Raw genomic sequence first — 23,427 nt, 5'->3', positions numbered from 1 at the left:
CGTCACATCCCGATCGAGGCGAAGAAGATGGCGAACACGCCGTCCATGACGATGACGAAGAAGATGCCCTTCACCACCGACGCCGTGGTGTGCTGACCCAGCGATTCCGCGCTGCCCTGCACGGCGAGCCCCTCGACGCAGGCGACGATGCCGATCACGGCGGCCATCACCGGCGCCTTGACGATGCCGACGATGAAATGGTCGATCGAGATGGCGTCGCGCAGGCGCAGCAGGAAGGCCTCCGGCTGGACCCCGCCATAGAGCCAGGCAACCAGACCGCCGCCATAGAGCGCGGCCATCGCGCCGAGGAAAGCCAGGATCGGCAGCGCCAGCACCAGCGCCATCATGCGCGGCAGCACCAGGACCTCGATCGGATCGAAGCCCATGGTGCGCAGCGCGTCGATCTCCTCGCGCATCTTCATCGAGCCTAGCTCGGCGGTGTAGGCGCTGCCGGAGCGGCCCGCGACCATGATCGCGACCAAGAGCACGCCGATCTCGCGCAGCACCAGCACGCCGAGCATGTCGACGACGAAGATGTCGGCGCCGAAGCGGCGGAAATGGAAAATACCCTGTTGCGCGATGATGCAGCCGATCAGGAAGGTGATCAGCACGATGATCGGCACCGCGCGCCAGCAGACCTGCTCCATGTGGTGGACGGTCGAGGTCAGGCGGAACGAGCGCGGATGGATCAGGACGCGAAAACCCGCCGCGAGCACGGCGCCGAGCATGTCGACGAGGCCTGCCACCGTGCCGGCGACGCCGGCCACGGCCCGGCCGATCTGCTCCAGCATGCCGGTGATGGTGATCGGGCTGCTGTCGACCACGGCCGTCGCCCTGACCCGCCGCACCTCGTCGACCAGGCTGGAATAATTGGCCGATAGCCCCGCGATCTGCGCCTCGACGGGTCCTTTGGTCAGGCTGCGGCGCAGCCGCTCGATCAGCCAGGCGCCGAACGTATCGAGCTTGGCGACCTCGGAGACGTCGATGAAGATGCTTTGCGGACTGCCGGCGAGCTTCTCGGCGTCAGCCACCATCCGCTCCAGGACCGGCGCAAAGCTCGCGGTCCAGGTCCCGGTGGCGCAGAGTGCCAGCGCGTTGCCCTTCGCAATCCGCTCCAGCTTCGGATCGCTATTCAAGATGTCCGCTCCCGTGCCGGGGCGGAGAAAATCAGATGGTTGCGCACGCGCCCTTACCCAGAGAAGGTATCCCCAAGTGGTTAATGTTAGTTGCTAGAGGTAACTAGCAGGTTCAGATTTCGCCAGAGTTCAAAATGACTTCCAGCAAACTTGTGTCTCTGGCGGCGCGAATCGAGCGCTTCCCGATCGCCGGCAGCTTTACCATCAGCCGGGGGGCCAAGACCGAGGCCGTGACGGTCGTGGCGGAGGTCAGCCGGGACGACCTGACCGGCCGCGGCGAGTGCGTGCCCTATCCCCGCTACGGCGAGACGCCCGAGGCGACGCTGGCCGCCATCCAGGCCATGCAGGAGGCCGTGGCGGGCGGGATGACGCGGCAGGCCCTCCAGGCCGCCATGCCGCCCGGTGCGGCCCGCAACGCCCTGGATTGTGCCCTGATCGACCTGGAGGCCAAGGCGGCCGGCCTGCGGGCCTGGAACCTGCTGGACCGCCCGGTCCCGGGCGAGCGCACCACGGCCTACACGATTTCGTTAGGGACGCCCGAGGCCATGGCCGCGGCGACCGCCAAGGCCGCGCACCGGCCGCTGCTCAAGATCAAGCTCGGCGGCGACGGCGATGCAATGCGGATCGCGGCGGTGCGCAAGGCCGCCCCCGAATCCGAGCTGATCGTCGATGCCAACGAGGCCTGGACCGAGGCCAATCTGGAGCACAATCTCGCCGCCTGCGCCGCAGCCGGCGTCACCCTGGTGGAGCAGCCGCTGCCGGCAGGCAAGGACGAGGCGCTGGCGCGGATCAGGCGCCCGCTCGCGGTCTGCGCCGACGAGAGCGTGCACGACCGCTCCTCGCTCGCGCCCTTGCGCGAACGCTACGATGCCGTGAACATCAAGCTCGACAAGACCGGCGGCCTCACCGAGGCCCTTGCCATGGCCGATGCCGCCCAAGCGCTCGGCTTCGAGATCATGATCGGCTGCATGGTCGCGACCTCGCTCTCGATGGCGCCTGCGATGCTGGTGACGCCGCAGGCGCGCTTCGTCGATCTCGACGGGCCGTTGCTGCTGGCGCGCGACCGCGACCACGGCCTGCGTTATGACGGCAGCCTGGTCTATCCGCCGGACGCTTCGCTCTGGGGCTGAGCCGTAAGGCGATGCCGCGCCGACCAGATCAGGATCGCACCGGCAGCGGCCATCGCGGCCATGACGTAATAGACACCATCACCGATGCGGGCATAGATCGCGCCTGATGCGATCGAGGTCGCCGCGCCGAGCAACCCTGTGCAGGCGGCATAATAGCCCTGCCCGCGCGCGATCTGATGCGAGGGCACACGCTGCACCAGGAGATTCATGGTGCCGAGGATGGTCATGCCGAAGCTGAAGCCGTGGCCGAGCTGGGCGATCGCGAGCAGCGCGAGCGGCGGCTCGCTGGCGGTGACGATCCAGCGCAGCACGGCGCTCGAGCCCCCGATCGCCATCAGCGTGGACGGATGCAGCGAGAAGCGCGGTGACAGCGCGAACACCACGATCTCGGCCATCACACCCAGCGTCCACAGCGCCGCAATGGTCAGCCCGCTGATGCCATGGAGCTGCCAGTTGATGGCCGAGAAGGTGTAGAAGGCAATGTGGCTGCTCTGGATCAACGCCGCCGATGCGATCACGGCCCAGAAGCCGGCATCGCGCAGCAGCGCCTTGCCGGCATGCCGCTCCGGCGTCCTCCGCCCGAGATCGTCGAGCGGCTGAAGCAGCAGGCTGGCGAGAACCGCAACGACGGCCCACGCCACGATGACCCAGATCAGGTCGCGCGGTGCGATGACGTCGACGAGATAGCCGCAGGCGAGCGAGCCGGCCGCAAACGCGGCCGAGCCCCACAGCCGCAACGGTCCGTAGTCGAGCCCGTAGCGGGCAACGCCACGCAGCGCATAGGCGTCGGTCAGCGGCATCGTCGGCGTCCATATCATGCAAGTCAGCGCGTAGACCAGGAACAGCGCTAGCGGCGGCTGCTGCTGCAGCAGGCCGACGGCCGAAAATCCGATCGCCGTCGCCAGCACCGACACCATGATGCCGGCGCGAATGGCATGTCTCTTTTCGGCAAAGGCCGTGACCTGCGGCAGCGTGGTGAAGCGCGCGATCGCCGGCAGCGCGTTGATGAGGCCGATCCAGGCCGCGTCCACGCCGATCGCCTTCAGCCACACCGGGAAGAACGGCATATGCGTGCCCAGAACCGCGAAGAAGGCCGAATAGAACACAGCGAGGTTCACGGCGAATCGCCGCTTCTGCGCTGCCGCGATGGGGATTTGTGATTCGGACTGCATCAAACCAATTGCGATTCGGTCGATATCGTGGTGATCGTTACAGTAACGCGCACTGATTTGCGCGACGAGATTGTCATGGCCAACGAAGCATTCGCCCTCTCGCCCATGTCTGCCCGCGCGGCCGAGCCGAACGAGCAGGATTACGACGCGATCCGCGAAGCCTTCATGGAGACCGCGCGCGGCCGCTGGTTCCTCGGCGAATACGCCAAGCGCAACCGCAATGCCGACACGAGCATGGTGCTGGATGCAGTCGCCAGAATCGAGGAAACCCTTGCGGCACAGCGGCAACCCGTCGTCGAGGACCGCCTGCCCGAGGCGCTGGTCGAGATCCGCCGCGCCATCCGCGAGGCCGAGACGATCGCGATCGCGGCGTTCGATCCCGCGGCGATCGAGGCCAGCCTCGCGCCGATCCCGCGCGGGGTGCGCATCATCAAGGAGATCTCCTGGCGCTGGCGCGAGATCGGCGCCGACGGGCGAATCTGCGACCTCATTGATTCGCAGCTCGCCTCGATCGAGGCCGCCTGCGGACATATCTCGACCCTCGACCCTCGCGTCGAGCTCGAGGCTGCGTTCGATCTGCTGAAGGATCGGGTCGAGCAGCTGGACGGCGGCGCAACGCCGCAGGCCGCGCCGGCCCCGGCGCAGGAGGCGTCGTCATCCGTCGCAGAAGCCTCGCCTGTCGAGACGGCGCCTGCGGCGATGGCCAGCGAAGCGCCCGTGGCCTTTACGGAGACGCCGCAGGAGATCGCAGCCGAAAGCCGGATCTCCGCCGCAAACGCCGCGCTCGACAATGTCGTGCCTGATGATGCCGAGCTCGAAGGCGTCTCGTTTGAAGAGCCGGCCACTGACGCGGCTGCCTCGACTGAGGCAAGCGACGCGGTCGCGCTCGACGCCGCTGCGGAAGCGGAGGACGAAGCCATCCTCGATGCGATCGCGCTGGAGATGGCCGCGCCCGATCCTGATTTCGACGAGATCATCGAGCCGGTCGAGATGGCCGCGCCAACGCCGGAACCGATGGCCTCGGAGATCGCAACGCCGGTTGCCGCCGCGCTGCCGGAGCCGATCGCAGCCGAGCCGGTCGTCGCAGCCGTCGCCGAGGAGCCCGCCGCGGACGCACCGATCGCGCTGGACTCGCTCGCGCGCCTCACCGACGCCATTGCGGAAGCCGCCGCCGAAGTGATGGAGCAGCAGGCCCCGGCCATGGCGGCCGCAGCATCATTCGCGGCAGCGCCGACCGCGACGCTGCCGATGCCCTCGCCCCTGTCCGCGCCCTTGCCCGAGCCCTCGCTCGGCGCCACCATCCTCGCCAGCGGCATCCTGCGAAACCCCCGCGCACCGGCGAACGACCCGCTCGCCCCGATCCGCCGCATGACCCAGGCCGAGAAGATCGCGTTCTTCTCGTAAAGCCGAGCACCGTGTCCCGGACAAGCTGCAACGCGCAAGCGATGCCGCGCAGAGCCGGGACCCAGAGGCGACGAACTCTTCGGCAATGTGGGCCCCGGCTCAGCAGCGCACCGTCGAAGAGACGCTGCGCTGCGTCCGGGGCACGAGGTGAGCGTCGAGGCGCACGCTCTCGCCACATCGTCATTGCGAGCGCAGCGAAGCAATCCAGACGGCCGCCGCGGAAAGATTCTGGATTGCTTCGCTGCGCTCGCAATGACGGACCTATCAACTCCGTCATCCCCGCGCAACGGCGAAGCCGTTGTCGCTGGAGGCGCGAGGCGCACGATGCGCAGCATCGTGCGGGGAGCCTCGAAGGATGAACGGCCGCGATGCAGCCGGGCCGTCGCCCTTCGAGGCTCGCCGAAGAGGCGAGCACCTCCAGCGACAACGGCTCCGCCGTTGCGCGGGGGTGACGGTGATGGAGTGGAGGACCGCATCGGTGTATGTAGAGGCCAGAAGATCTCGATCATCGCGGCCATGCCCACCGAACACACCCTCACCCTCTGGCGTCCCGTCGGCCCAAAAGAGCTGGAGTTGATCGAGCAATCCGGCATGCGCGCATTTCCGCCGCGCCTGCCGGACCAGCCGATCTTCTATCCGGTGCTGACGGAAGACTACGCCGTCAAGATCGCGCGCGACTGGAATGTCCCAGCAAGCGGCTCGGGTTTCGTGACACGCTTTGCAGTCAAGCGCAGCTTCATCGAAAAATACGACGTGCAGGAAGCCGGCGGGCGCTCACACCTGGAGTACTGGATTCCGGCCGAGGACCTCGATGCGTTCAATGCCGCAATCGTCGGCTTGATCGAGGTCGTCCGCAGTTTCCCCTAGCCGCAGCGCGCGATCACCCGCAATTCCACACCGCCCCGATCGGCGTGCGTGTCCAGCACGGGCCGAAGCTGCCGCCGTTGTAGCGGCCGCCGTTGAAGCCGGGGCGACCGAAATAGTGCCACTCGCCATCCCAGCGGTAATATTGCGGAACCGGGTCGATGTACCAATGGCGCCGGTCGGCGCGCGACAGGCGCCGCATGGCGTCCTTCTGCTTGTAGAGCGGAATGCTGTTGCTCAGCGGCTGACGATAGCCCGGCAGGAATCCGTAGCCCTTCCAGACCGGCCTGGGACGCTTTTGCACGGGCTCGGCGGGCGCGACGGCAGGCAGCAGCGACACGATGACAGCAACGAATAGACACATAAGGCGAGACATGGATCGACCATAGATACTCGCCTGCTGGAAGGCCATTCAAATTCGAGTGCTGGCTGAACGTCGCCATGCGCGGGATCATCGCACACGAGATCGCATCCGCCTTGCACCAAGCGGTGCGTCGATCGAACGCAGGCCCCCTAACTGATCACGCCCTTCCTGATCAGGAAGCAGCCATAGCCCCTGCTGTCGCCGACCTGCACCACGCCAAACCCCGCCGCCGCTGCGCGATAGAAATCCGGACGCGAGAGCTTGCCGGGCGTGACAGGTCGGCCGGCGGCGCGCGCGATCTCCGCCAGCACCGCATGCTGCACCTCGGGCACCCTATCGGGATCGTCGACCGGCATCATCACGCGCACCGGATCGGGATCGAAATCGTCGAGCGGATAGACCGACATGATGGCGCGGATGGCGACCTCCATGCTCATGCCCGGCAGCTGGATCAGGCGCTGCGACGTCGTGCTCTTCGCGATGCGGGTGGCGGGGTGATTGGCATCGACGAAAACGAGGTCGTCGCCGTGCCCCATCGCGGCCAGCAGCCAGAGCAGGTCAGGCGTCAGGATCGGATCGATCGATTTCAGCATGTGACGGACTTCCTCCCAATCGATCGCTCACCATAGCAGGTTCCGAGCGTGATTCAGATCACGTACGCGGCCATGGTGACAGGGATCACGGACCGCTGGGCTCGAACGCGGCCAAGCTTCCTCGCAACCAATCTCGCATCGAGATGAGTGCCAGAGGAGCACGCCATGTTCCGCCTAAAGCCTTTTTTGATGACGGCTAGCCTCGTGGGAAGCCTGTTCGGCTTCGCCTGCGGGCCCGTTTCCGCGCAAGTCGCCCCGGTTGCGCCGGCTCCCACCGCCCTGCAAGGCCCGGAGCAGCGGGTGGCGCTGGTGATCGGCAATGCGAACTACCAGAACGCGCCGCAACTTGCGAACCCCGACGATGACGCGCAATCGATGGCGCAGTTCCTGAACTCCGCCGGGTTCGAAGTGGTCGCCGCGACCGATCTGACCCAGAACGACATGCTCCGCGTCGTCCAGGACTTTTCCGCCAAGGTCGCCTCGCGCGGCCCGAACACGGTGGCGATGATCTATTACGCCGGTCACGGCGTGCAGCTCGCCGGTGAGAACTATCTCGTTCCCGTCGACGCCAAGGTGACCAGCCCGACCGAGCTCGTCAACAACTCGGTGCGCCTCGTCGACGTGATGTCGACGCTGGAGACGATCCCGAGCCGCATGCGCATCGTCATCCTCGATGCCTGCCGCAACAACCCGTTCCCGAACGTGAACGACGCCGGCCGCGGCCTTGCCATCGTCGATGCGCCGAACGGCTCGATCGTCGGCTACTCGACCGCGCCGGGCGCCGAGGCGCTCGACGGCACCAATGGTCACAGTCCTTACACGCAGGCCTTCCTCAACGTCGCGCGCGAGCCCAACGTGCCGATCGAGCAGCTGTTCAAGCGCGTGCGCCTGCAGGTCAACCAGACCACCAGCGGCGCGCAGATCCCCTGGGAGAGCTCCTCGCTCACGAGCGACTTCACCTTCTTCGGTGACACCGCGGTTGCCGCCAACCGTGCGCCCATGAATGCGCCGGTCGTGCAGATGGCCTCCAACCTGCCGAGCCGCTCGACGCGCCAGGCCTACGACTACGTCGTGTCCGAGGGCCGTCCGGAATATTATCAGGAGTTCATCCAGATGTATCCGCACGACCCGCTGTGCGACCACATCCGCTGGCTGCTCAAGAACCTCCTGATCTCGCAGGCCTGGCACAAGGCGGTGCTCGCCAACTCGCCGCTTGCCTACAAGAGCTTCCATGACAGCTACGGCAACAGCCCCTATGCACAGGTCGCGCTGAAGCTGCAGGCACAGCCGAAGCAGATCCCCCTGATGCAGGCGACCAAATTCCTGGCGCCGCAGAACATTGCCCCGACGATCAAGATCGGCAATCTCGGCCAGCCCAAATACATGCCGCTGATGCAGCAGGGCAATGGCGCGCAGGTGAACGGCAACCTGCCGGTCGTGCAGAAGCCGGTCGACGGCAATGTCATCGGCAAGCTCGGCAATGGCGGCCAGATCGTCAACCTGCCGGCGGGCAACAACCAGCCGAACCCGCAGAACGGCACGCCGTCGCAGACCCCGGGCAAGATCGTCACCCTGCCCGCGCCGACCAACACGACCAACGGCAAGGGCGGCATCGGCAAGATCGTGACACTGCCTGCGACCAACACCAAGCCGGACGCCGGCAACGGCACCCCGGGCAAGATCGTGAGCATGCCGGTGAATGTCGGCAAAGGCGGCACGAAGGTCGACGTGAAGCCGGTCAATGTTCAGACGCAGAACCAGCCGATCCGCATCAACAACGGCAACATCGGCATCGCGAAGCCCAACAACAACCCGGTGAGCAAGGTGCAGGTGCAGAACAACGTGCAGAACAACCGTCCGCAGCTCAACACGGTGCCGAACCGCATGGTCAACAGCAACACCAACTTTCGGCAGTCGATGAACCAGGCGCCGAGCATGAACAATGGCGGCAACCGTCGCGGCGGCTTCGTACACTGATTGCGGCGAGCGAGACGACAAAGGGGCAGAGCAGAAGCGCTCTGCCCCTTCTTCATGTCAGTTCCTGTCATTCCGGGATGCGCCGCAAGGCGCGGGCCCGGAATCCATTTTGCGGCAGCGACGGTTGTGGAAATGGATTCCGGGCTCTCGCTTCGCGAGCCCCGGAATGACGACTAGGCCACCAGCTCGGCGAACAGATCCGCGTCGACATTGCCGCCGGAGAGCACGATGACGACGTTCTTCCCGGAGACATCAAGGCGTCCCGCGAGCAGCGCGGCGAGACCGACCGCGCCGCCCGGCTCTACCACCAGCTTCAGCTCGCGATAGGCGAAGGCGACGGCCGCGCCGACTTCCTTGTCCGAGGCTGTGACGCCGCGCGCCAAGAGCTTGCTGTTGATCGCAAAGGTCATCTCGCCAGGCATCAGCGCCATCAGCGCATCGCAGATGGTGCGGCCTGCAGGCGGATGCGGCTCGCGATGGCCGGCGGTCAGCGAGATGCCGTGATCGTCGAACGCCTCGGGCTCGGCCACCACGATCTCGGCTGACGGATAGCGCGCCTTCACCGCCGTGGCGACACCCGCGATCAGGCCGCCGCCGGAGGCCGGCGCCACCACGATGTCGGGGCTGAGGCCGAGCGCTGCCATGTCCTCCGCGATCTCGCGGCCGGCGGTGCCCTGGCCTGCGATCACGAAGGGATCGTCATAGGGTTTTACAAGTGTCGCGCCGCGCTTCTCGGCGATGCCGCGCGAGATCGCTTCGCGGTCGTCCTTGTCCCGATCGTAAAGCACGACCTCGGCGCCGTAGGATTTGGTGCGCTCGCGCTTGGACAGCGGCGCGTCCGCGGGCATCACGATGGTTGCCTGCATATCGAGGATTTTCGCCGCCGCCGCCACGCCCTGGGCGTGGTTGCCGGAGGAGAACGCAACGACGCCGCCGGCGCGCTTGTCCTGTGGGATCGAGAACACCTTGTTGAAGGCGCCGCGAAACTTGAACGAGCCGGTGCGCTGGAGCATCTCGGGCTTCAAGAACACCTTGGCACCGACACGCTCGTTGAGCACGGGAAAGGACAACAGCGGGGTGCGGATGGCGTAGGGCGCGATCACGCGCGCTGCGGCATCGATGTCGGCGGGGCCGACCGGAAGGAGCTGTTCGGTCATGGCGGAATGTTATCGCGGCCGATGAGGCCCGGGCAAGACACCTCCGCGCGAGGCTTCTCCCGATCAGGCGACGAAGCGCGGCTGTTCCGCGCCGGCCCGGCCGGGCAGCACCGCCCCGACCGCCAAAATGCTGTCGATGAAGACCCGCGCCGAGGCTTCCCAGGTGTAATTGGCGGCAAACGCGACGCAATCCTGCCGGGAGATGTCGAGCGCGGCGAAGCAGGCACTGCGCAGATCGTGATCGAGCGCGCCGACCGGCGCATCGCCGATCACGTCGCGGGGTCCCTTCACGGGGAAGGCCGCGACCGGCAGGCCGCTGGCGAGCGCTTCCAGCAGGACCAGGCCGAAAGTATCGGTCTTGCTGGGGAACACGAACACGTCGGCGGCCGCATAGATATCCGCCAGTTCCTCGCCATGCTTCTCGCCGAGGAAGATCGCATCGGGATAGGCCTCCTCCAGCGAGGCGCGCGCCGGGCCGCCGCCGACCACCACCTTGGTGCCGGGCAGGTCGAGGTCCAGGAACGCCTCGAGATTCTTCTCCACCGCGACCCGGCCGACCGACAGGAACACGGGTGCGGGCAGGCAGAGATCAATGGCGCGGGGATGGAACAACCTTGTGTCCACGCCGCGCGGCCACAGCACGACATTGTCGAAACCGCGCTCGGTCAATTCGCGCGCGAGCGCAGGCGTCGCCGCCATGACGGCGCGGCTGGGGCTGTGGAATCGCCGCAGCGCCCGCCAGATCAGCGAGCCCGGAACAGGCACGCGGGCCCGGACATATTCGGGGAAACGGGTGTGGAAGCTGGTCGTGAACGGCAGCTTGCGCTGGCGGCAATAGCGGCGGACCATCAGGCCGATCGGCCCTTCGGTCGCGATGTGGATACTGTCCGGGCGCGCTTCCTCGATCAGCCTTGCGATCCGGGCCGGGCGCGGCATGGCGAGGCGCACGTCGCGATAGCTCGGCATCGCAAAGGTGCGGAACGATTGCGGCGTCAGGAACGAGAATTCGACGCCGAGCGCCTCCGCGGCGTCAGCGAGCTTGGTCAGCGTCCGAACCACACCGTTGACTTGCGGGTGCCAGGCGTCGGTCGCGACCAGGATGCGCATCAGGCGGCCCTTGTCATGCAGCTCTTGGTCATGCAGCTCTTGCCGCGACCTGCGGGACGGCTGCCGGCCTCTGCAAATGATCCGCCCAGGTGATGATCTCGAAATGACCGTCGTCATGCTCGACGAGCGCCGTGCAGCTCTCGACCCAGTCGCCGCAATTCATGTAGCGGATGCCGCCCTCGTCGCGGATCACGGCGTAGTGGATGTGGCCGCAGATCACGCCGTCGGCGTCGTGGCGCCGCGCCTCGGCGGCGAGCGCCTGCTCGAACGCGCCGATATAGTTGACGGCATTCTTGACCTTCTGCTTGGCCCATTGCGACAGCGACCAATAGGGCACGCCGAACAGGCGGCGGAAGAAGTTGACCAGGCGATTCATCTGGATCGCGAAGTCGTAGGCCTTGTCGCCGAGATGGGCGAGCCAGCGTGCGTTCTGCACCACGAGATCGAAGATGTCGCCGTGGATGACGAGAAAGCGCTTGCCGTCGACGCCGGTGTGGACGGTATTCTCGACGACGTCGATGCCGCCGAAATGCGTGCCGTAATAGTTGCGCAGGAACTCGTCGTGATTGCCGGGAATGTAGATGATCTTGGCGCCCTTGCGCGCCTTGCGCAGCAGCTTCTGGACCAGATCATTATGCGATTGCGGCCAGTGCCAGCTCGATTTCAGCGCCCAGCCGTCGACGATGTCGCCGACGAGATAGATCGTGTCGGCATCGTGGTAGCGCAGGAAGTCGAGCAGAAGATCGGCTTGAGAACCGCGGGCTCCGAGATGAACGTCGGAGATGAACAACGTGCGAAAGCGCCGCTCCGGGCTCTCGTCACTCACATCGTAACTTCCCATGCGCCAGCCTGTAACAATGTCCCGTGACAGGGGGATGACCGATTGAACCTTGAGGCACCTTCAAATACGAATCACGCCTTGCCTCGCCCTCCCCGCGAATATCAGTCGCATGCGACAATCAGGCGACATGGCGCCGCACAGCCTCCTACCCTCCCCTGGAGGGGGAGGGTCGATCGCGCGCAGCGCGAGCGGGGTGGGGTGATCTCTCCTCTGGGGCACTGTCGGACGTGGAGAGACCTTCACCCCACCCCGTCTCACATCTCGCTGCGCTCAATGTGAGCCGACCCTCCCCCTCCAGGGGAGGGTGATCGCGTTTGAGCCTTTGCAAGAGGTCGTCATGGCCGGGACAAGCCTGGAGAAGCCCGGCCATGACGGTGTGGAGACTGTCGTGCCCAGCACCGCGGTCGCGCTGCCGCGGGCCCCGGCTTCAACAAAATTTGTGGAAATGATGGATCGGCCCATGGCCGTGCCCGACGCTGAAGCGGTCGGCGGCGCCGATCGCGGCGCTGATCCAGGCCTTGGCGTTGCGCACGGCGTTTTCCAGGCCCTCGCCTTTGGCCAGCCCCGCGGCGATGGCGGAGGATAGCGAGCAGCCCGTGCCATGGGTGTTCCTGGTGGCGACGCGGGGCGCGGCGAGCGCGATCGTGGTTTCGGCACCGACGAGGTAATCGATGCTCTCCGCGCCCTCGCCATGCCCGCCCTTGACCAGGACGGCGCGGCAGCCGAGCGCCAGCAGCCGGCGGCCCTGGGCTTCGATCTCGGCCTCGCTTGCCGCGACGGGCTCGCCGAGCAGGGCCGCGGCTTCCGGCAGGTTCGGCGTGATCACGGCGGCCAGCGGGATCAGCTTGGTGCGCAGGGCGTCGACGGCCTCAGAGGCCAGCAGGCGGTCGCCGGAGGTCGCCACCATGACGGGATCGAGCACGACGTGGCGGGGCGCCCAGCGCAACAGCGCGGCCGCGATGGCATCGATGCTGGCGACCTGGGCCACCATGCCGATCTTCACCGCGCCGATGTCGAGATCGGAGAACACCGCGTCGATCTGTTCGGTGACGAACTCGGCCGGCACCGCGTGAATGCCGGTGACGCCGCGCGTGTTCTGCGCCGTCAGCGCCGTGATCACGGAGGCGCCGTAGACGCCGAGCGCGGCAAAGGTCTTCAGGTCCGCCTGGATGCCGGCGCCGCCGCTCGAATCGGAGCCGGCGATGGTGAGTGCGACCGGGGTCGTCATCGCGGGATACATTTGCTTGAGGACGCCGCCATGGCCTGTCCTAGCGCGACCGTGGAACGCCAGCAAGCGCGCCGAGCCGAAACGTGATTCGCGAATCAGCTGCGCGTCCCGCGAATCAGTGGGCAAGGCGCGGCCAGGGGCGCGCGCTTGAGAAATGCAACCTGGCCGGTCCCTTGGTATAGTCTCGCACCTTAGCGTGCTTCGCCGACTGCGTGAGACGTCAGGTGGTGGGACTGTCTAGCGTTGTTGCGGGCCGCCCCGCAGGCCACCTGGAACACCATTGGGGTGGAACGATGTGGGCCTATTTCGAACGTCTCCTCGACTCGTCCATGCTTTCGCCGCACGGCATCTGCCTGTTGTGGGAGCCTGAGCTGATCTGGCTTCACGTCGTTTCCGACGCCTGCATTGCCGCCGCCTATTTCTCGATCCCGTTTGCCCTGGCCATCCTCGTCACCAAGCGGCGCGACCTCAAGTTCGGCTGGGTCTACTGGGCGTTCGCGATCTTCATCATGGCCTGCGGCCTGACCCATGTGCTGTCGATCTATACGCTCTGGGTTCCGGTCTACGGCATCGAGGGCCTCGCCAAGGCGGCCACGGCGGTCGCGTCGGTCTTCACCGCCGCTGCGCTCTGGCCGCTATTGCCGAAGATCCTGACGATCCCCTCGCCGTTCGAGCTGCGACAGGTCCAGGCCGCGCTCGAGGAGGAGGAAACCAGGCGCCGCGACGCCACGCTCCTGCTGCAGCAGGTCCGGGACGCCCAGCGCGCGATGCGCGAGAGCGTGGCGCGTCTCACCGCGATCGTCGAGACCGCGGTCGACGGGGTCATCCTGTTCGATGCGCAGGACCGCATCCTGCTGTTCAATCCGGCCTGCGAGCGCCTGTTCGGCTACCGCGCCGACGAGGTGATGAACCGGAAAGTCGGCATGCTGATGCCCGACGCTGATGCGGCGCGTGACGGCGAGGCGAGGCATTTCGAGACCGGCGGCGAGGCCATCGGCCTGCGCAAGGACGGCTCGACCTTTCCAGTGGACCTGTCGGTGGGCCAGGCACGGCAGGACGGCGAATTGATCTTCGTCGGCATCGTCCACGACCTGACCGCGCGCAAGCTGACCGAGCAGCAGCTTCAGCAGGCGCAGAAGATGGAGACGGTCGGCCAGCTCTCCGGCGGCATCGCGCACGACTTCAACAATCTCCTGACCGTCATCATCGGCAATGCCGAGCACCTGAGCGAGCAGCTCAAGGAGAGGCCCGACCTCTGGCGCTTTGCCGACGACATCTGCCAGTCGGGCGAACGGGGAGCCGAGCTGACGCAGCGGCTGCTCGCCTTCAGCCGCCGCCAGCTGCTCCAGCCCCAGACGATCGATTGCCGGAGCCTGCTCGATTCCATGTTCAAGCTGCTCAAGCGCACCTTGCGCGAAGACATCGAGATCAGGACGACCTCCGGGCCCGGCACGATTCTGGCCTTTGCCGACCGCGCCCAGCTCGAGTCCGCCGTGCTGAACCTCGCCCTCAACGCGCAGGATGCCATGCCATCGGGAGGACACCTGATGCTGAGCACGGAGTTGGCTGCGATCGACGACGATTATCGCGCCCTTCACCCCGAGGTCGCACCCGGTGCTTACGCGTTGATCTCGGTCACCGACGACGGCGAAGGCATGACGCCTGATGTCAGCGCACGCGCCTTCGAGCCGTTCTTCACCACCAAGGAGGTCGGCAAGGGCTCGGGCCTCGGCCTCAGCATGGTCTACGGCTTTGCAAAGCAATCAGGCGGCCATGTCTCGATCTACAGCGAGGCAGGCCTTGGGACCACGCTCAGGATCTACCTGCCGCGCGCGAACACCGGACAATCCCAGCCCGATCTTCCAGACGGCGAGGACGCGGCGCCGCGAGGCTACGAGACGATCCTGATCGCCGAGGACGATCCGTTCGTCCGCTCCTCCGTCATTCGCAGGGTGGAAGCTCTCGGATATCGCGTCGTTGCCGCGGCCAACGGCAAGGATGCCCTGCAGCAGCTGCGCAGCGATCCCAGCATCGACTTGCTGTTCACCGACGTCGTGATGCCCGGCGGCATGAGCGGCTGGGAGCTCGCCGATCAGGCGCGGCGGGTTCGTCCCGGTCTGCCGGTCCTGTTCACCTCGGGCTACGCGCTGGAAACCCTGGTCGAGCAAGGCCGCGCGCAGGCGCAAGCGATCGTGCTGACCAAGCCCTACCGCAAGGCTGAGCTCGCCCAGCGCCTCAGGGATGCATTGGCGGCGATGGTGGTCCCATCCTAGAACGGCGCGCCTCGGAGGACCTCGCAAGTTCGCTTGCTAAATCCGGCTGGTTTTGGCCTATTAGCCGCCAGATACGCTTTCGGAGTCCCCGCGATGGTTCCTTTCTTCGTTCAGATCAAATGCAAGCTCGGCCAGTCCTATACGGTGGCCAATGCGCTTGCCGAAGCCGAGATCGCCTCCGAGATCTACTCCACGGCCGGCCAATACGACCTCCTGGTGAAGTTCTACGTCGACAAGGACACCGACATCGGCCATTTCGTGAATGAGAAGGTGCAGGTGCTGCCGGGCATCCAGGACACCCTCACCATCATCACCTTCAAGGCGTTCGGTACGGGCTAGCGTTGCGGCTCAGCTCCCCTGCTTGCGTTTCGGCGGCGTCGGCCCGTCCACCGGCGTCAGCGATTTGAGGTACTCCGCCATCGCCGCGAGATCCTCGTCAGACAATTGCGAGGTGTTCTTGATCACGCGCGTCATCGCGCCGCCGACGCTGTCGCCATCGGGCAATTCACCCGTCTTGAGGAAATAGGCGAGGTCCTTCGCGCTCCACTCGCCAAGGCGCTTCTGGGTGATGTTCGGGACCCAGCCCTCGCCTTCCGGATTGGGACCGCCGGCCAATCGCTGGCCGGCGATGATGCCGCCCAGCGCATTGCGCGGGCTGTGACATTCGGCGCAATGGCCGAAACTGTTCACGAGATAAGCCCCGCGATTCCATTGCGGCGAGCGCGCGGCGTCCGCGACGACCGGCGCGCTGTCCATGAACAGCAGTTTCCAGATGCCGACATTGCGGCGAATGTTGAACGGAAACGGCAGCGCGTGCTCGCGCACTCTGCCGGACACTGGCGGAAGCGTCTTCAGATAGGCAAAGAGGTCGCGAACGTCGTCGATTCTTGCCAGATGATAGGACGTGTAGGGAAACGCGGGGAAATAGTGCGCGCCCGCGGGCGAGATGCCGCGCATCACGGCGTTGACGAAATCAGCCTCGCTCCAGCGGCCGATCCCGTCGGCCGGATCGGGGGAAATATTGGGGGCGTAGAACGTCCCGAACGGCGAGCCCAAAGCCAGCCCGCCGCCGAGCCGCAGGCGATCGGGCTGATTGGGGATGGCATGACAGGACGAGCAGCCGCCGGCGTTGAACAGTTCCCGCCCGTTGGCGAGATCGGGGTTGCGTGTCGGCGCCGGCAGGGCCAGCGCGGCCGGGGCGGTCAACCACCAATGCAGGGCGAACGCCGAGGCGGCGGCGATCAGGGCGGCAAGAAGCATTCGTCGCAGCATTCAATCATTCCATCGTGAGCGCGCGAACTTAAGGGTCATGCCGCGCCCGATCCAACCACGAAAATTTTAGACGGCCAGGCTGTAATGCCGGAATAAACCGCATGATGTACTGTTTGAAGAGCAATCAGGCGTCAACAGGGAGAGACCCATGACCAAAGCCGTTTTTGCCACACTGGCGCTCGGAGCTGCCGTTGCGTTCGCCGCCCCGGCCAACGCGGAGAAGCTCAAGGCAACGCTGGACGCCAAAGCCGAAGTCCCCGCCATCGCCAGCAGCGCCACGGGAACGGCCGATCTGAACTACGACGCTGCCAGCAAGAAACTGTCCTGGACCGTCACCTATTCCGGCCTCTCCGGCCCCGCCACCGCCGCGCATTTCCATGGGCCTGCCGAAGCCGGCAAGAACGCCGGCGTCGCGGTCGCGATTCCGAATGCGGCCTCGAGCCCGGTCAAGGGCGAAGCAACGCTCACGGACGCGCAGGCCGCCGATCTGCTCGGCGGCAAGTACTACATCAACATCCACACCGCGGCGAACCCGGGCGGCGAGATCCGCGGTCAGGTGACGAAGTAAAGCGAAAACGCGGCTTCGTCGCGGAAAGGCCGGACGCAAGGAGGGAGCGTCCGGCTTTTCAATTCCAAGGCGGCTGAATTTCGTAGCCCGGATGGAGCGCAGCGCAATCCGGGGCCATTGTCTCCGCGGATGCGATCCCGGCTTTCGCTGCGCTCCATCCGGGCTACGCATTTTTCGATCACGCTCAAGCCGCGTTCAGCGCCTGCGTCAGGTCAGCGATCAGGTCCGACGGGTGCTCGATGCCGATCGACAGCCGGATCGTGGAATCGAGGACGCCGATCTTGCGGCGGATGTCGGCGGGAACGCCGGAATGGGTCATGGTTGCAGGCAGGCTCGCAAGCGATTCCGTTCCGCCGAGGCTCACCGCCAGCTTGAGGATCTGCAGCGCGTTGAGGAATTTGACCGCCGCCTCCTTGCCGCCGGCGATGTCGAAGGAGAAGGTGGATCCGGCACCGAGACACTGCCTCGCAAACGCGCGCCCGGCCGGCGAAGCCTCTTCGTGATGACCGAGATAGTGGACCTTGGCGACCTTCGGATGATCGCGCAGGAAGTCCGCCACGAGGCGCGCATTGTCGTTGGCCTTCTCCATCCGCAGGCTCAGCGTCTCCAGCGAGCGGTTGATCATCCAGCAGGAATGCGGATCGAGCTGGGTCCCGATGGCGCCGCGCAAGGCCTTGATGCCCTTCATGATCGCCTTCGAGCCGAGCGCGGCGCCCGCGATCAGGTCGGAATGACCGCCGACATATTTGGTCAGCGAATACAGCGACAGGTCCGCACCGTGCTCGATCGGCCGCTGAAACACCGGTCCGAGCAGCGTATTGTCGCAGGCGATGATCGGAGTGTGTCCCTGTGTCTTTCCGATCGCGTCGGCAACGCGGCGGATCATCGCGATGTCGACGAGGCCATTGGTCGGATTGGCGGGCGTCTCGATCAGGATCATCGAAACCCGTCCCTTGCCCATAGCCTCCTCCGACGCCTGCTTGACTGCCGTCTCGTCGATACCGTCGGCAAAGCCGACGGCGCCGATCGACAGACGCGCAAGCGTGTTCGTCAGCAGGGTTTCCGTCCCGCCATAGAGTGGCTGGGAGTGCAGAATGACATCGCCGGGGCGAACGAAGGCCAGGATCGTGGTTGCGATGGCCGCCATGCCGGATGAGAACAGCGCGCAACTCTCGGTGCGCTCGTAGATCGCGAGCCTGTCCTCGACGATTTCGCTGTTGGGATGATTGAAGCGCGAATAGACGAGGCCTGCACCCATGCCTTCCGGCGGCTCGCGCCGGCCGGCGACGTAATCGAAGAAGTCCTGCCCGTCCTCGGCCGTCTTGAACACGAAGGTGGAGGTCAGGAACACCGGCGGCTTGATGGCGCCCTCCGACAATTGTGGATCATAGCCATAGGTCAGCATCAAGGTTTCGGGATGCAGCATATGGTTGCCGATATGGGTCTTCGACGGGAACGGTTTTACCATGGCCTGTCTCGCTGTTGATTGAGATGCTCGCCGCGCGTTGGAACTCCCTGATGTCCTGAGGGTGTCGGGAGGAGGATGCATCGACTCGTGTGAGCGCACGGCGCTTTGCCACAAAGATAGCTGCTCTGAGAGCGATCCGTCAGGCCCTTGCGGACAGAATTACTACCTCGCTGCGGCTCGCGGCCACGCAAAAAGGGCGGCTGCCTTCGCAACCGCCCCCTTCACTGCTTCCTCATCGCCTGGTTATTTCAACTTCACGCGATAGGTTTCGTGACAATCATTGCAACGGTCGTTGATCGCGGTGTAGGCCGCCTTCAGGCTCGCGACATCGGTGATCTTGCCTTTGACGTCGGCGATCGCCTTCTGCACCGGCGGGATCTTGGATTCGAAATCGGCCTTGTTCTGCCAGACCTTCGGCGAGGAGCCATAGGTCGCGTTGACGACATCCTGCTTGGGATTGATCTCGAAGGTCTTGGCGATCTTGGCAACATCGGCCTCGATGCTGGCGATGGTCTGATCGGCCGCTTTCCTGTCGAAGGGAATATCGCCCTTGCTCATCTTCTGAAGGACGCCATACTGATTCTTGGCGATCGCTCGCATCAGATTGTCCTGCTGGACGGCAATCTCCTGTTGCGCCATCACGGCACCCGCGCCCAGCACGAGGGCGCCCGCGACAATTATCGTCCGTTTCATTTGGTTCGTTTCTCCGGCTCTCGAGACGTTCAGGGAATGAGACTTCGCCGGCTTCACGGGAAGCCGGGACCCATCATGGGTAGAACCCCGCGCGGCGCGTTTATTCCCGTGCGCGCGGAGATCGGGTTTAGAGGGTGTGACGGCGGTGATGCTCGTTGATCGCGATCCACACCCGCTCCGGCGTTGCCGGCATGTCGATGTGGCCGATCTTGTATTCGCGCCAGAGCGCGTCGACGATGGCGTTGACGACGGCCGGGCAGGAGCCGATCGCGCCGGCCTCGCCCGCCCCCTTCACCCCCAGCGGGTTGGTCTTGCAGGGAACGTTGTGGGTCTCGAACACGAAGGACGGACCATCCGCCGCCCGCGGCAGCGCGTAGTCCATGTAGGTGGCGGTGATGAGCTGGCCGTCGGTCGGCCCATAGACTACCTGCTCCATCAGCGCCTGGCCGATGCCCTGCATGGCGCCGCCATGCACCTGGCCCGCCAAAAGCAGCGGATTGAGCGTCTTGCCGAAATCGTCGACGATCACGTAGTTGACGATTCTGATGATGCCGGTGGCCGGATCGATCTCGACCTCCGCCAGATGCGTGCCGTTGGGATAGGTGCCGTCGGCGCTGGCGAAGGTCGCGCTGCCGTTCAGCTTCGACGGATCGGCGCCGGGCCGCTTGGCGAGATCGGCGAAGGAGATCGAGCGGTCGGTGCCGGAAATGCGAACCACACCGTCGGTGATCTCGAGGTCGCCGGCGCTGGCCTCCAGCGCCTGCGCTGCAAGCTCCTTCAGCTTCTTGCCCAGATCGCCCGCAGCGCGCTCCACGCAGACGCCGCCCGTGGGAATCGAGGCCGAGCCGCCGGTCCCGAGGCCCGTCGCGATCTCGTCGGTATCGCCCTGGTGGATATGCACGCGCTCCGGCGGCAGGCCGAACTGCTCCGCGACGATCTGCGCATAGGCGGTCTGATGGCCCTGCCCGCTCGATTGCGTGCCGATCAGCACGGTGACGTCGCCATTGGGATCGAGGCGGACGTTGGCCGTCTCCTCACCCATCACGCCGCAAATCTCGACATAGCTCGCAAGACCAATGCCGCGGATAAGCCCGTGCTTCTTGGCCGCCTTGGCGCGCTTGGGGAATTCCTTCCATTCCGCGATCTCCATCGCGCGCTTCAGATGCGCGGCGAAGTCGCCGGAATCATAGACCTTGCCCGTGGCTGTCTTGTACGGCAGCGCCTTGGGCGGGATGAAATTCTTGCGGCGGATGGCGTCCGGCGTCATGTCGAGTTTTCGCGCGCAGGCATCGACGAGACGCTCGATGACATAGGCCGCCTCGGGCCGCCCGGCGCCGCGATAGGCATCGACCGGCACGCTGTGGGTGAAGATGGTGCGCACCCGGCAGTGGAAGGCCTGGATGTCGTAGAGGCCCGGCAGCATACCGGCACCGCCATGCGGGATGTAGGGCCCGAAGGTCGAGAGATACGCGCCCATGTCGCCCATCAGGTCGCAATCCATCGCGAGGAACTTGCCGTCCTCGGCCAGCGCCATCTTGGCGGTGGTGACGTTGTCGCGGCCCTGCGCGTCGCCCATGAAATGCTCGGAGCGGTCGGCCGCCCATTTCACCGCCTTCTTCAGTTTTCGCGCGGCCACCGCCATCAACGCATATTCCCGATAGGGAAACAGTTTCGTGCCGAAACCGCCACCGACGTCGGGGCAGATCACCCGCATCTTGTCGGTGGGGATGTTGAGCACGTTCTGGCACAGGATGTCGCGCAGGCGGTGGCTGCCCTGGCTGCCGACCGTCAGCGTCAGATGGTCGCGCTTGGCGTCGTATTCGCACACCGCCGCGCGCGTCTCCATGAAGCTCGCGACCACGCGCGGATTGACGATGTTGATCTCGGCCACCGCATCCGCCTTCGCAAAGGCAGCTTCCGTCGCCGCCTTGTCGCCGATCGAGACGTCGAACAGCACGTTACCCGGCTTGTCCGGCCAGACCTGCGGCGCGCCCTTCTTCACGGCGTTGACCACACCGGTCACCGCCGGCAGCGGCGACCATTTGACCTCGATCGCCTCGATCGCGTCGCGGGCCTGGTCGATGGTCTCGGCGACCACGAAGGCGATGGCATCGCCGACATGGCGCACCTCGTCCTTGGCGAGGATCGGATAAGGCGGGCCGGTGAACGGATCGGTCTCAAGGTTGAACAGGCAGGGCAGATTGCCGAGATCCTTCACGTCATCGGCGGTCAGGATCAGCGCGACGCCGGGCAAGCCGCGGGCCCGGCTCGCATCGATGGTGTATTTGGCATGCGCATGCGGCGAGCGCAGCATCAAGCAGCGGAGCGCGGCCTGCGGCGCGTAGTCGTCGGTATAGCGGCCCTTGCCGCGGATGAGCGCGTCATCCTCCTTGCGCAGCACGCTTTGGCCAACGCCGAACTTGATGGGAGCCGCCATTTGTCTTGACCCGTCCTATGGTTGTTTTGCCGGCATATTGCCGTGGAAAAAGTGGCAAGGCAAACGGGTTTAGGCGTGCATATGGGTCGCAGGCGGCGAACGCGACGCGCCCCCGCCACCATGGCATCCAGATTGCGCTGCGAAACAAGACCTCATCCCGAGGAGCCCCGCCAAAAGCGGGGCGCCTCGAAGGATCGGCCGCGAAGACGCGGTCCACCAAGCCCCTTAAAAAGTTACATCCCACCGCGCCTCCATAGATCCGCTACGCGATCTCTCAGCCGATCGAGGGCGCGTTCGGGCGTGAGGTGATCGATCTCGCCGCGCGTCAGGCCGATATCCATCAACTCCCTGTCGCTCAGGTCGTGCAAGGTGACACGTGACTGCCGGCGCCAGCCGTGAAACGCGCGCCAGTATCGCCCAAGCAGGCTCAAGGCGATAGAAAAGTCGAGACGAAGCCGCGCGGCGTCGACCTCCGGCTCGCTTGTGCTGTTCGTCAATTGTGGTGGCATCGAATGCTCCTGCTGTTGTGCCGGCAGGGAGCGTGGCCAATGAAAAGGCCCCGTCCGATGCCGGCGGGGCCTGGTGGAAAAGATGTCGTCGTCGAATTCCTAGCGCGCGACTCCTTCCACGGCCCAGCCGAAGCAGGTCATGTGCGAGAGATTGACGTTGCGCACGGATTTGATCATGCGGCGCGAATACCATGGCAATCACACAAAATCAAGGGATGTATGGAAATCGACTGCATCCTAGAAGCGAGCCCTCGCGCCGGCACGTTCCGGGCCCGCGCGGACGGGCCCCAAATTCTGCCCGAATGCTCATCTCCACCACGTGGCCTGGCTCGCCATCGATAGCATCCATCTCCATCGGCAAATGCGGGTGCTGGCAGAGCACGAATCGCAGTTTGCTATTCAGTATTCGCTTTGGCTTTTGCTTCTTTGGCCCCAGTGGAAGGCCTACGATACCCTCGTTCGCTGGTGCAGAGGTCATCCCTATCGCGAGGCCGCGCTCCGCCTGGCGGCGTTGAGCATCGCCTTGGCTGGCTGCGTCTGGGCTTACCAATCCTGGGAACCGAGCCACCGGGTCGGGCTCTTTTTCATCGACCGCCTTTTTTGGGTTGTGCGAGCGATCGGCCTGGGACTCTCAGGTATCGTCGTCCTTCTCTATGGCCACTTGGCGCAGGTCCGCCTTTCGCGGGTCAAGCAGACATCACGAACTCATTGATACGCGCCTAACCGCGCACCAGCGAGACCAGCCACTTGCGGCCGATCGCGAGCGCGTAGACGATCTTGTCTCCGACGGCGAGCCAGTGCCCTCATTGAGCAAAGTGTGGCGACTTCCCACATCCTACGTCGGTTCAATCAGGTCCCAGCGATTTCCGTAGAGGTCTTCAAACACTGCCACCGTGCCGTAGACCTCACGCCGCGGCTGTTCGAGAAACCTCACGCCTCGCTCTCGAAACGCTTTGTAGTCGCGATTGAAATCATCAGTCGCCAAGAACAGAAAGACGCGGCCGCCACTCTGATTTCCGATGGCTTGCTCTTGGCCCGGGGTCGTAGCCTTGGCCAGCAGAATGCCGCTCTCGTCGCTGCCGGGCGGCGCAACAACAACCCAGCGCTTTTCTTCGTCGAGACGGGTGTCCTCCCGAAGTTCAAATTCGAGTTTGCCAACAAAGAATGCAATCGCCTCGTCATAGTCTCGAACGACTACCGCAGTAAGGCTCAGATGCTGTGGCATGCAGGGCTG

General features: G+C 65.3%; 22 protein-coding genes. 8 read left to right on the top strand and 14 right to left on the bottom strand.

Features of this window, described 5'->3' with window-relative positions; all coding sequences use genetic code 11:
• Positions 1–2: 2 nt before the first annotated feature.
• The gene (locus tag JQ566_RS08355; RefSeq protein ID WP_212371780.1) at positions 3–1,136 is read right to left on the bottom strand and encodes an MlaE family ABC transporter permease; all 1,134 of its coding nucleotides are present in this window, start codon (positions 1,134–1,136) and stop codon (positions 3–5) included.
• Positions 1,137–1,270: 134 nt separating this feature from the next.
• Here JQ566_RS08355 and dgcA point away from each other — a divergent pair, with 134 nt between their 5' ends.
• Positions 1,271–2,266: an N-acetyl-D-Glu racemase DgcA gene (gene dgcA, locus JQ566_RS08350; RefSeq protein ID WP_212371779.1), complete on the top strand. Its 996-nt coding sequence runs from the start codon at positions 1,271–1,273 to the stop codon at positions 2,264–2,266.
• Here the strand turns inward: dgcA and JQ566_RS08345 are convergent.
• On the bottom strand, positions 2,236–3,438 hold the full coding sequence (locus JQ566_RS08345) for an MFS transporter (RefSeq protein WP_212371778.1): 1,203 nt from the start codon (positions 3,436–3,438) through the stop codon (positions 2,236–2,238). The genes dgcA and JQ566_RS08345 overlap by 31 nt on opposite strands.
• A 75-nt stretch (positions 3,439–3,513) precedes the next feature.
• Between JQ566_RS08345 and JQ566_RS08340 the strand changes: the two genes are divergently transcribed.
• Both JQ566_RS08340 and JQ566_RS08335 read left to right on the top strand, forming a co-directional pair.
• A complete protein-coding gene (locus JQ566_RS08340) occupies positions 3,514–4,842 on the top strand; it encodes a hypothetical protein (protein WP_212371777.1) in 1,329 nt (442 codons plus the stop codon).
• 516 nt (positions 4,843–5,358) lie between these two features.
• A complete protein-coding gene (locus JQ566_RS08335; protein ID WP_212372128.1) occupies positions 5,359–5,709 on the top strand; it encodes an ADP-ribosylation/crystallin J1 in 351 nt (116 codons plus the stop codon).
• Between the two features lie 13 nt (positions 5,710–5,722).
• Here the strand turns inward: JQ566_RS08335 and JQ566_RS08330 are convergent, their stop codons facing one another.
• Both JQ566_RS08330 and JQ566_RS08325 read right to left on the bottom strand, forming a co-directional pair.
• Entirely contained in the window at positions 5,723–6,082 is a 360-nt protein-coding gene (locus JQ566_RS08330) for a hypothetical protein (protein ID WP_212371776.1), read from the bottom strand.
• Between the two features lie 137 nt (positions 6,083–6,219).
• Positions 6,220–6,663 carry an RbsD/FucU family protein gene (locus tag JQ566_RS08325; RefSeq protein ID WP_212371775.1) on the bottom strand — a complete coding sequence of 148 codons (444 nt, stop codon included), beginning with the start codon at positions 6,661–6,663 and terminating at the stop codon, positions 6,220–6,222.
• A 165-nt stretch (positions 6,664–6,828) separates the two neighbouring features.
• On the opposite strand from JQ566_RS08325, the gene JQ566_RS08320 reads away from it, so the two are divergent.
• Complete coding sequence (locus tag JQ566_RS08320) at positions 6,829–8,640, top strand: caspase family protein (RefSeq protein ID WP_212371774.1); 1,812 nt, start codon at positions 6,829–6,831, stop codon at positions 8,638–8,640.
• 173 nt (positions 8,641–8,813) lie between these two features.
• Here the strand turns inward: JQ566_RS08320 and JQ566_RS08315 are convergent, their stop codons facing one another.
• The 4 genes from JQ566_RS08315 to thiD form a co-directional block, all read right to left on the bottom strand.
• Positions 8,814–9,797, bottom strand: a complete 984-nt coding sequence (locus JQ566_RS08315) for a threonine/serine dehydratase family protein (protein ID WP_212371773.1) — start codon at positions 9,795–9,797, stop codon at positions 8,814–8,816.
• A gap of 63 nt (positions 9,798–9,860) precedes the next feature.
• Positions 9,861–10,904, bottom strand: a complete 1,044-nt coding sequence (locus JQ566_RS08310) for a glycosyltransferase family 4 protein (RefSeq protein ID WP_212371772.1) — start codon at positions 10,902–10,904, stop codon at positions 9,861–9,863.
• 28 nt (positions 10,905–10,932) lie between these two features.
• Entirely contained in the window at positions 10,933–11,745 is an 813-nt protein-coding gene (locus JQ566_RS08305) for a UDP-2,3-diacylglucosamine diphosphatase (protein ID WP_212371771.1), read from the bottom strand.
• Between the two features lie 427 nt (positions 11,746–12,172).
• Positions 12,173–12,973: a bifunctional hydroxymethylpyrimidine kinase/phosphomethylpyrimidine kinase gene (gene thiD, locus JQ566_RS08300; RefSeq protein ID WP_212371770.1), complete on the bottom strand. Its 801-nt coding sequence runs from the start codon at positions 12,971–12,973 to the stop codon at positions 12,173–12,175.
• A 329-nt stretch (positions 12,974–13,302) separates the two neighbouring features.
• Between thiD and JQ566_RS08295 the strand changes: the two genes are divergently transcribed.
• Together JQ566_RS08295 and JQ566_RS08290 are read left to right on the top strand one after the other, a co-directional pair.
• Complete coding sequence (locus JQ566_RS08295; protein ID WP_249139330.1) at positions 13,303–15,246, top strand: hybrid sensor histidine kinase/response regulator; 1,944 nt, start codon at positions 13,303–13,305, stop codon at positions 15,244–15,246.
• Positions 15,247–15,339: 93 nt separating this feature from the next.
• Positions 15,340–15,585 carry an Lrp/AsnC ligand binding domain-containing protein gene (locus JQ566_RS08290; RefSeq protein ID WP_018642903.1) on the top strand — a complete coding sequence of 82 codons (246 nt, stop codon included), beginning with the start codon at positions 15,340–15,342 and terminating at the stop codon, positions 15,583–15,585.
• Positions 15,586–15,594: 9 nt separating this feature from the next.
• Here JQ566_RS08290 and JQ566_RS08285 read toward each other — a convergent pair whose 3' ends face one another.
• Positions 15,595–16,518: a c-type cytochrome gene (locus JQ566_RS08285; protein WP_212371768.1), complete on the bottom strand. Its 924-nt coding sequence runs from the start codon at positions 16,516–16,518 to the stop codon at positions 15,595–15,597.
• Positions 16,519–16,666: 148 nt separating this feature from the next.
• Here JQ566_RS08285 and JQ566_RS08280 point away from each other — a divergent pair, with 148 nt between their 5' ends.
• Entirely contained in the window at positions 16,667–17,086 is a 420-nt protein-coding gene (locus tag JQ566_RS08280) for a CHRD domain-containing protein (protein ID WP_212371767.1), read from the top strand.
• A 184-nt stretch (positions 17,087–17,270) separates the two neighbouring features.
• Here the strand turns inward: JQ566_RS08280 and JQ566_RS08275 are convergent, their stop codons facing one another.
• The 4 genes from JQ566_RS08275 to JQ566_RS08260 all read right to left on the bottom strand — a co-directional run bounded on the left by JQ566_RS08275 (position 17,271) and on the right by JQ566_RS08260 (position 22,193).
• Positions 17,271–18,554, bottom strand: coding sequence for a cystathionine gamma-synthase family protein (locus JQ566_RS08275; protein WP_212371766.1), 1,284 nt, complete (start codon positions 18,552–18,554; stop codon positions 17,271–17,273).
• A gap of 243 nt (positions 18,555–18,797) precedes the next feature.
• On the bottom strand, positions 18,798–19,247 hold the full coding sequence (locus JQ566_RS08270) for a cytochrome c (RefSeq protein WP_212371765.1): 450 nt from the start codon (positions 19,245–19,247) through the stop codon (positions 18,798–18,800).
• Positions 19,248–19,374: 127 nt separating this feature from the next.
• Positions 19,375–21,684 (bottom strand): xanthine dehydrogenase family protein molybdopterin-binding subunit, encoded by a 2,310-nt coding sequence (locus JQ566_RS08265; protein ID WP_212371764.1) that lies wholly within the window; start codon positions 21,682–21,684, stop codon positions 19,375–19,377.
• A 233-nt stretch (positions 21,685–21,917) separates the two neighbouring features.
• A complete protein-coding gene (locus JQ566_RS08260; RefSeq protein WP_212371763.1) occupies positions 21,918–22,193 on the bottom strand; it encodes a DUF1127 domain-containing protein in 276 nt (91 codons plus the stop codon).
• A 319-nt stretch (positions 22,194–22,512) separates the two neighbouring features.
• Between JQ566_RS08260 and JQ566_RS08255 the strand changes: the two genes are divergently transcribed.
• Positions 22,513–22,905, top strand: a complete 393-nt coding sequence (locus JQ566_RS08255) for a hypothetical protein (protein WP_212371762.1) — start codon at positions 22,513–22,515, stop codon at positions 22,903–22,905.
• Positions 22,906–23,028: 123 nt separating this feature from the next.
• Here the strand turns inward: JQ566_RS08255 and JQ566_RS08250 are convergent, their stop codons facing one another.
• Positions 23,029–23,418: a VOC family protein gene (locus JQ566_RS08250; RefSeq protein ID WP_212371761.1), complete on the bottom strand. Its 390-nt coding sequence runs from the start codon at positions 23,416–23,418 to the stop codon at positions 23,029–23,031.
• Positions 23,419–23,427 lie beyond the last annotated feature (9 nt).

The organism is Bradyrhizobium sp. SZCCT0231, assembly GCF_018130245.1.
GTDB lineage: Bacteria > Pseudomonadota > Alphaproteobacteria > Rhizobiales > Xanthobacteraceae > Bradyrhizobium > Bradyrhizobium japonicum_F.
This window is presented reverse-complemented; position numbering and strand designations above follow the sequence as displayed.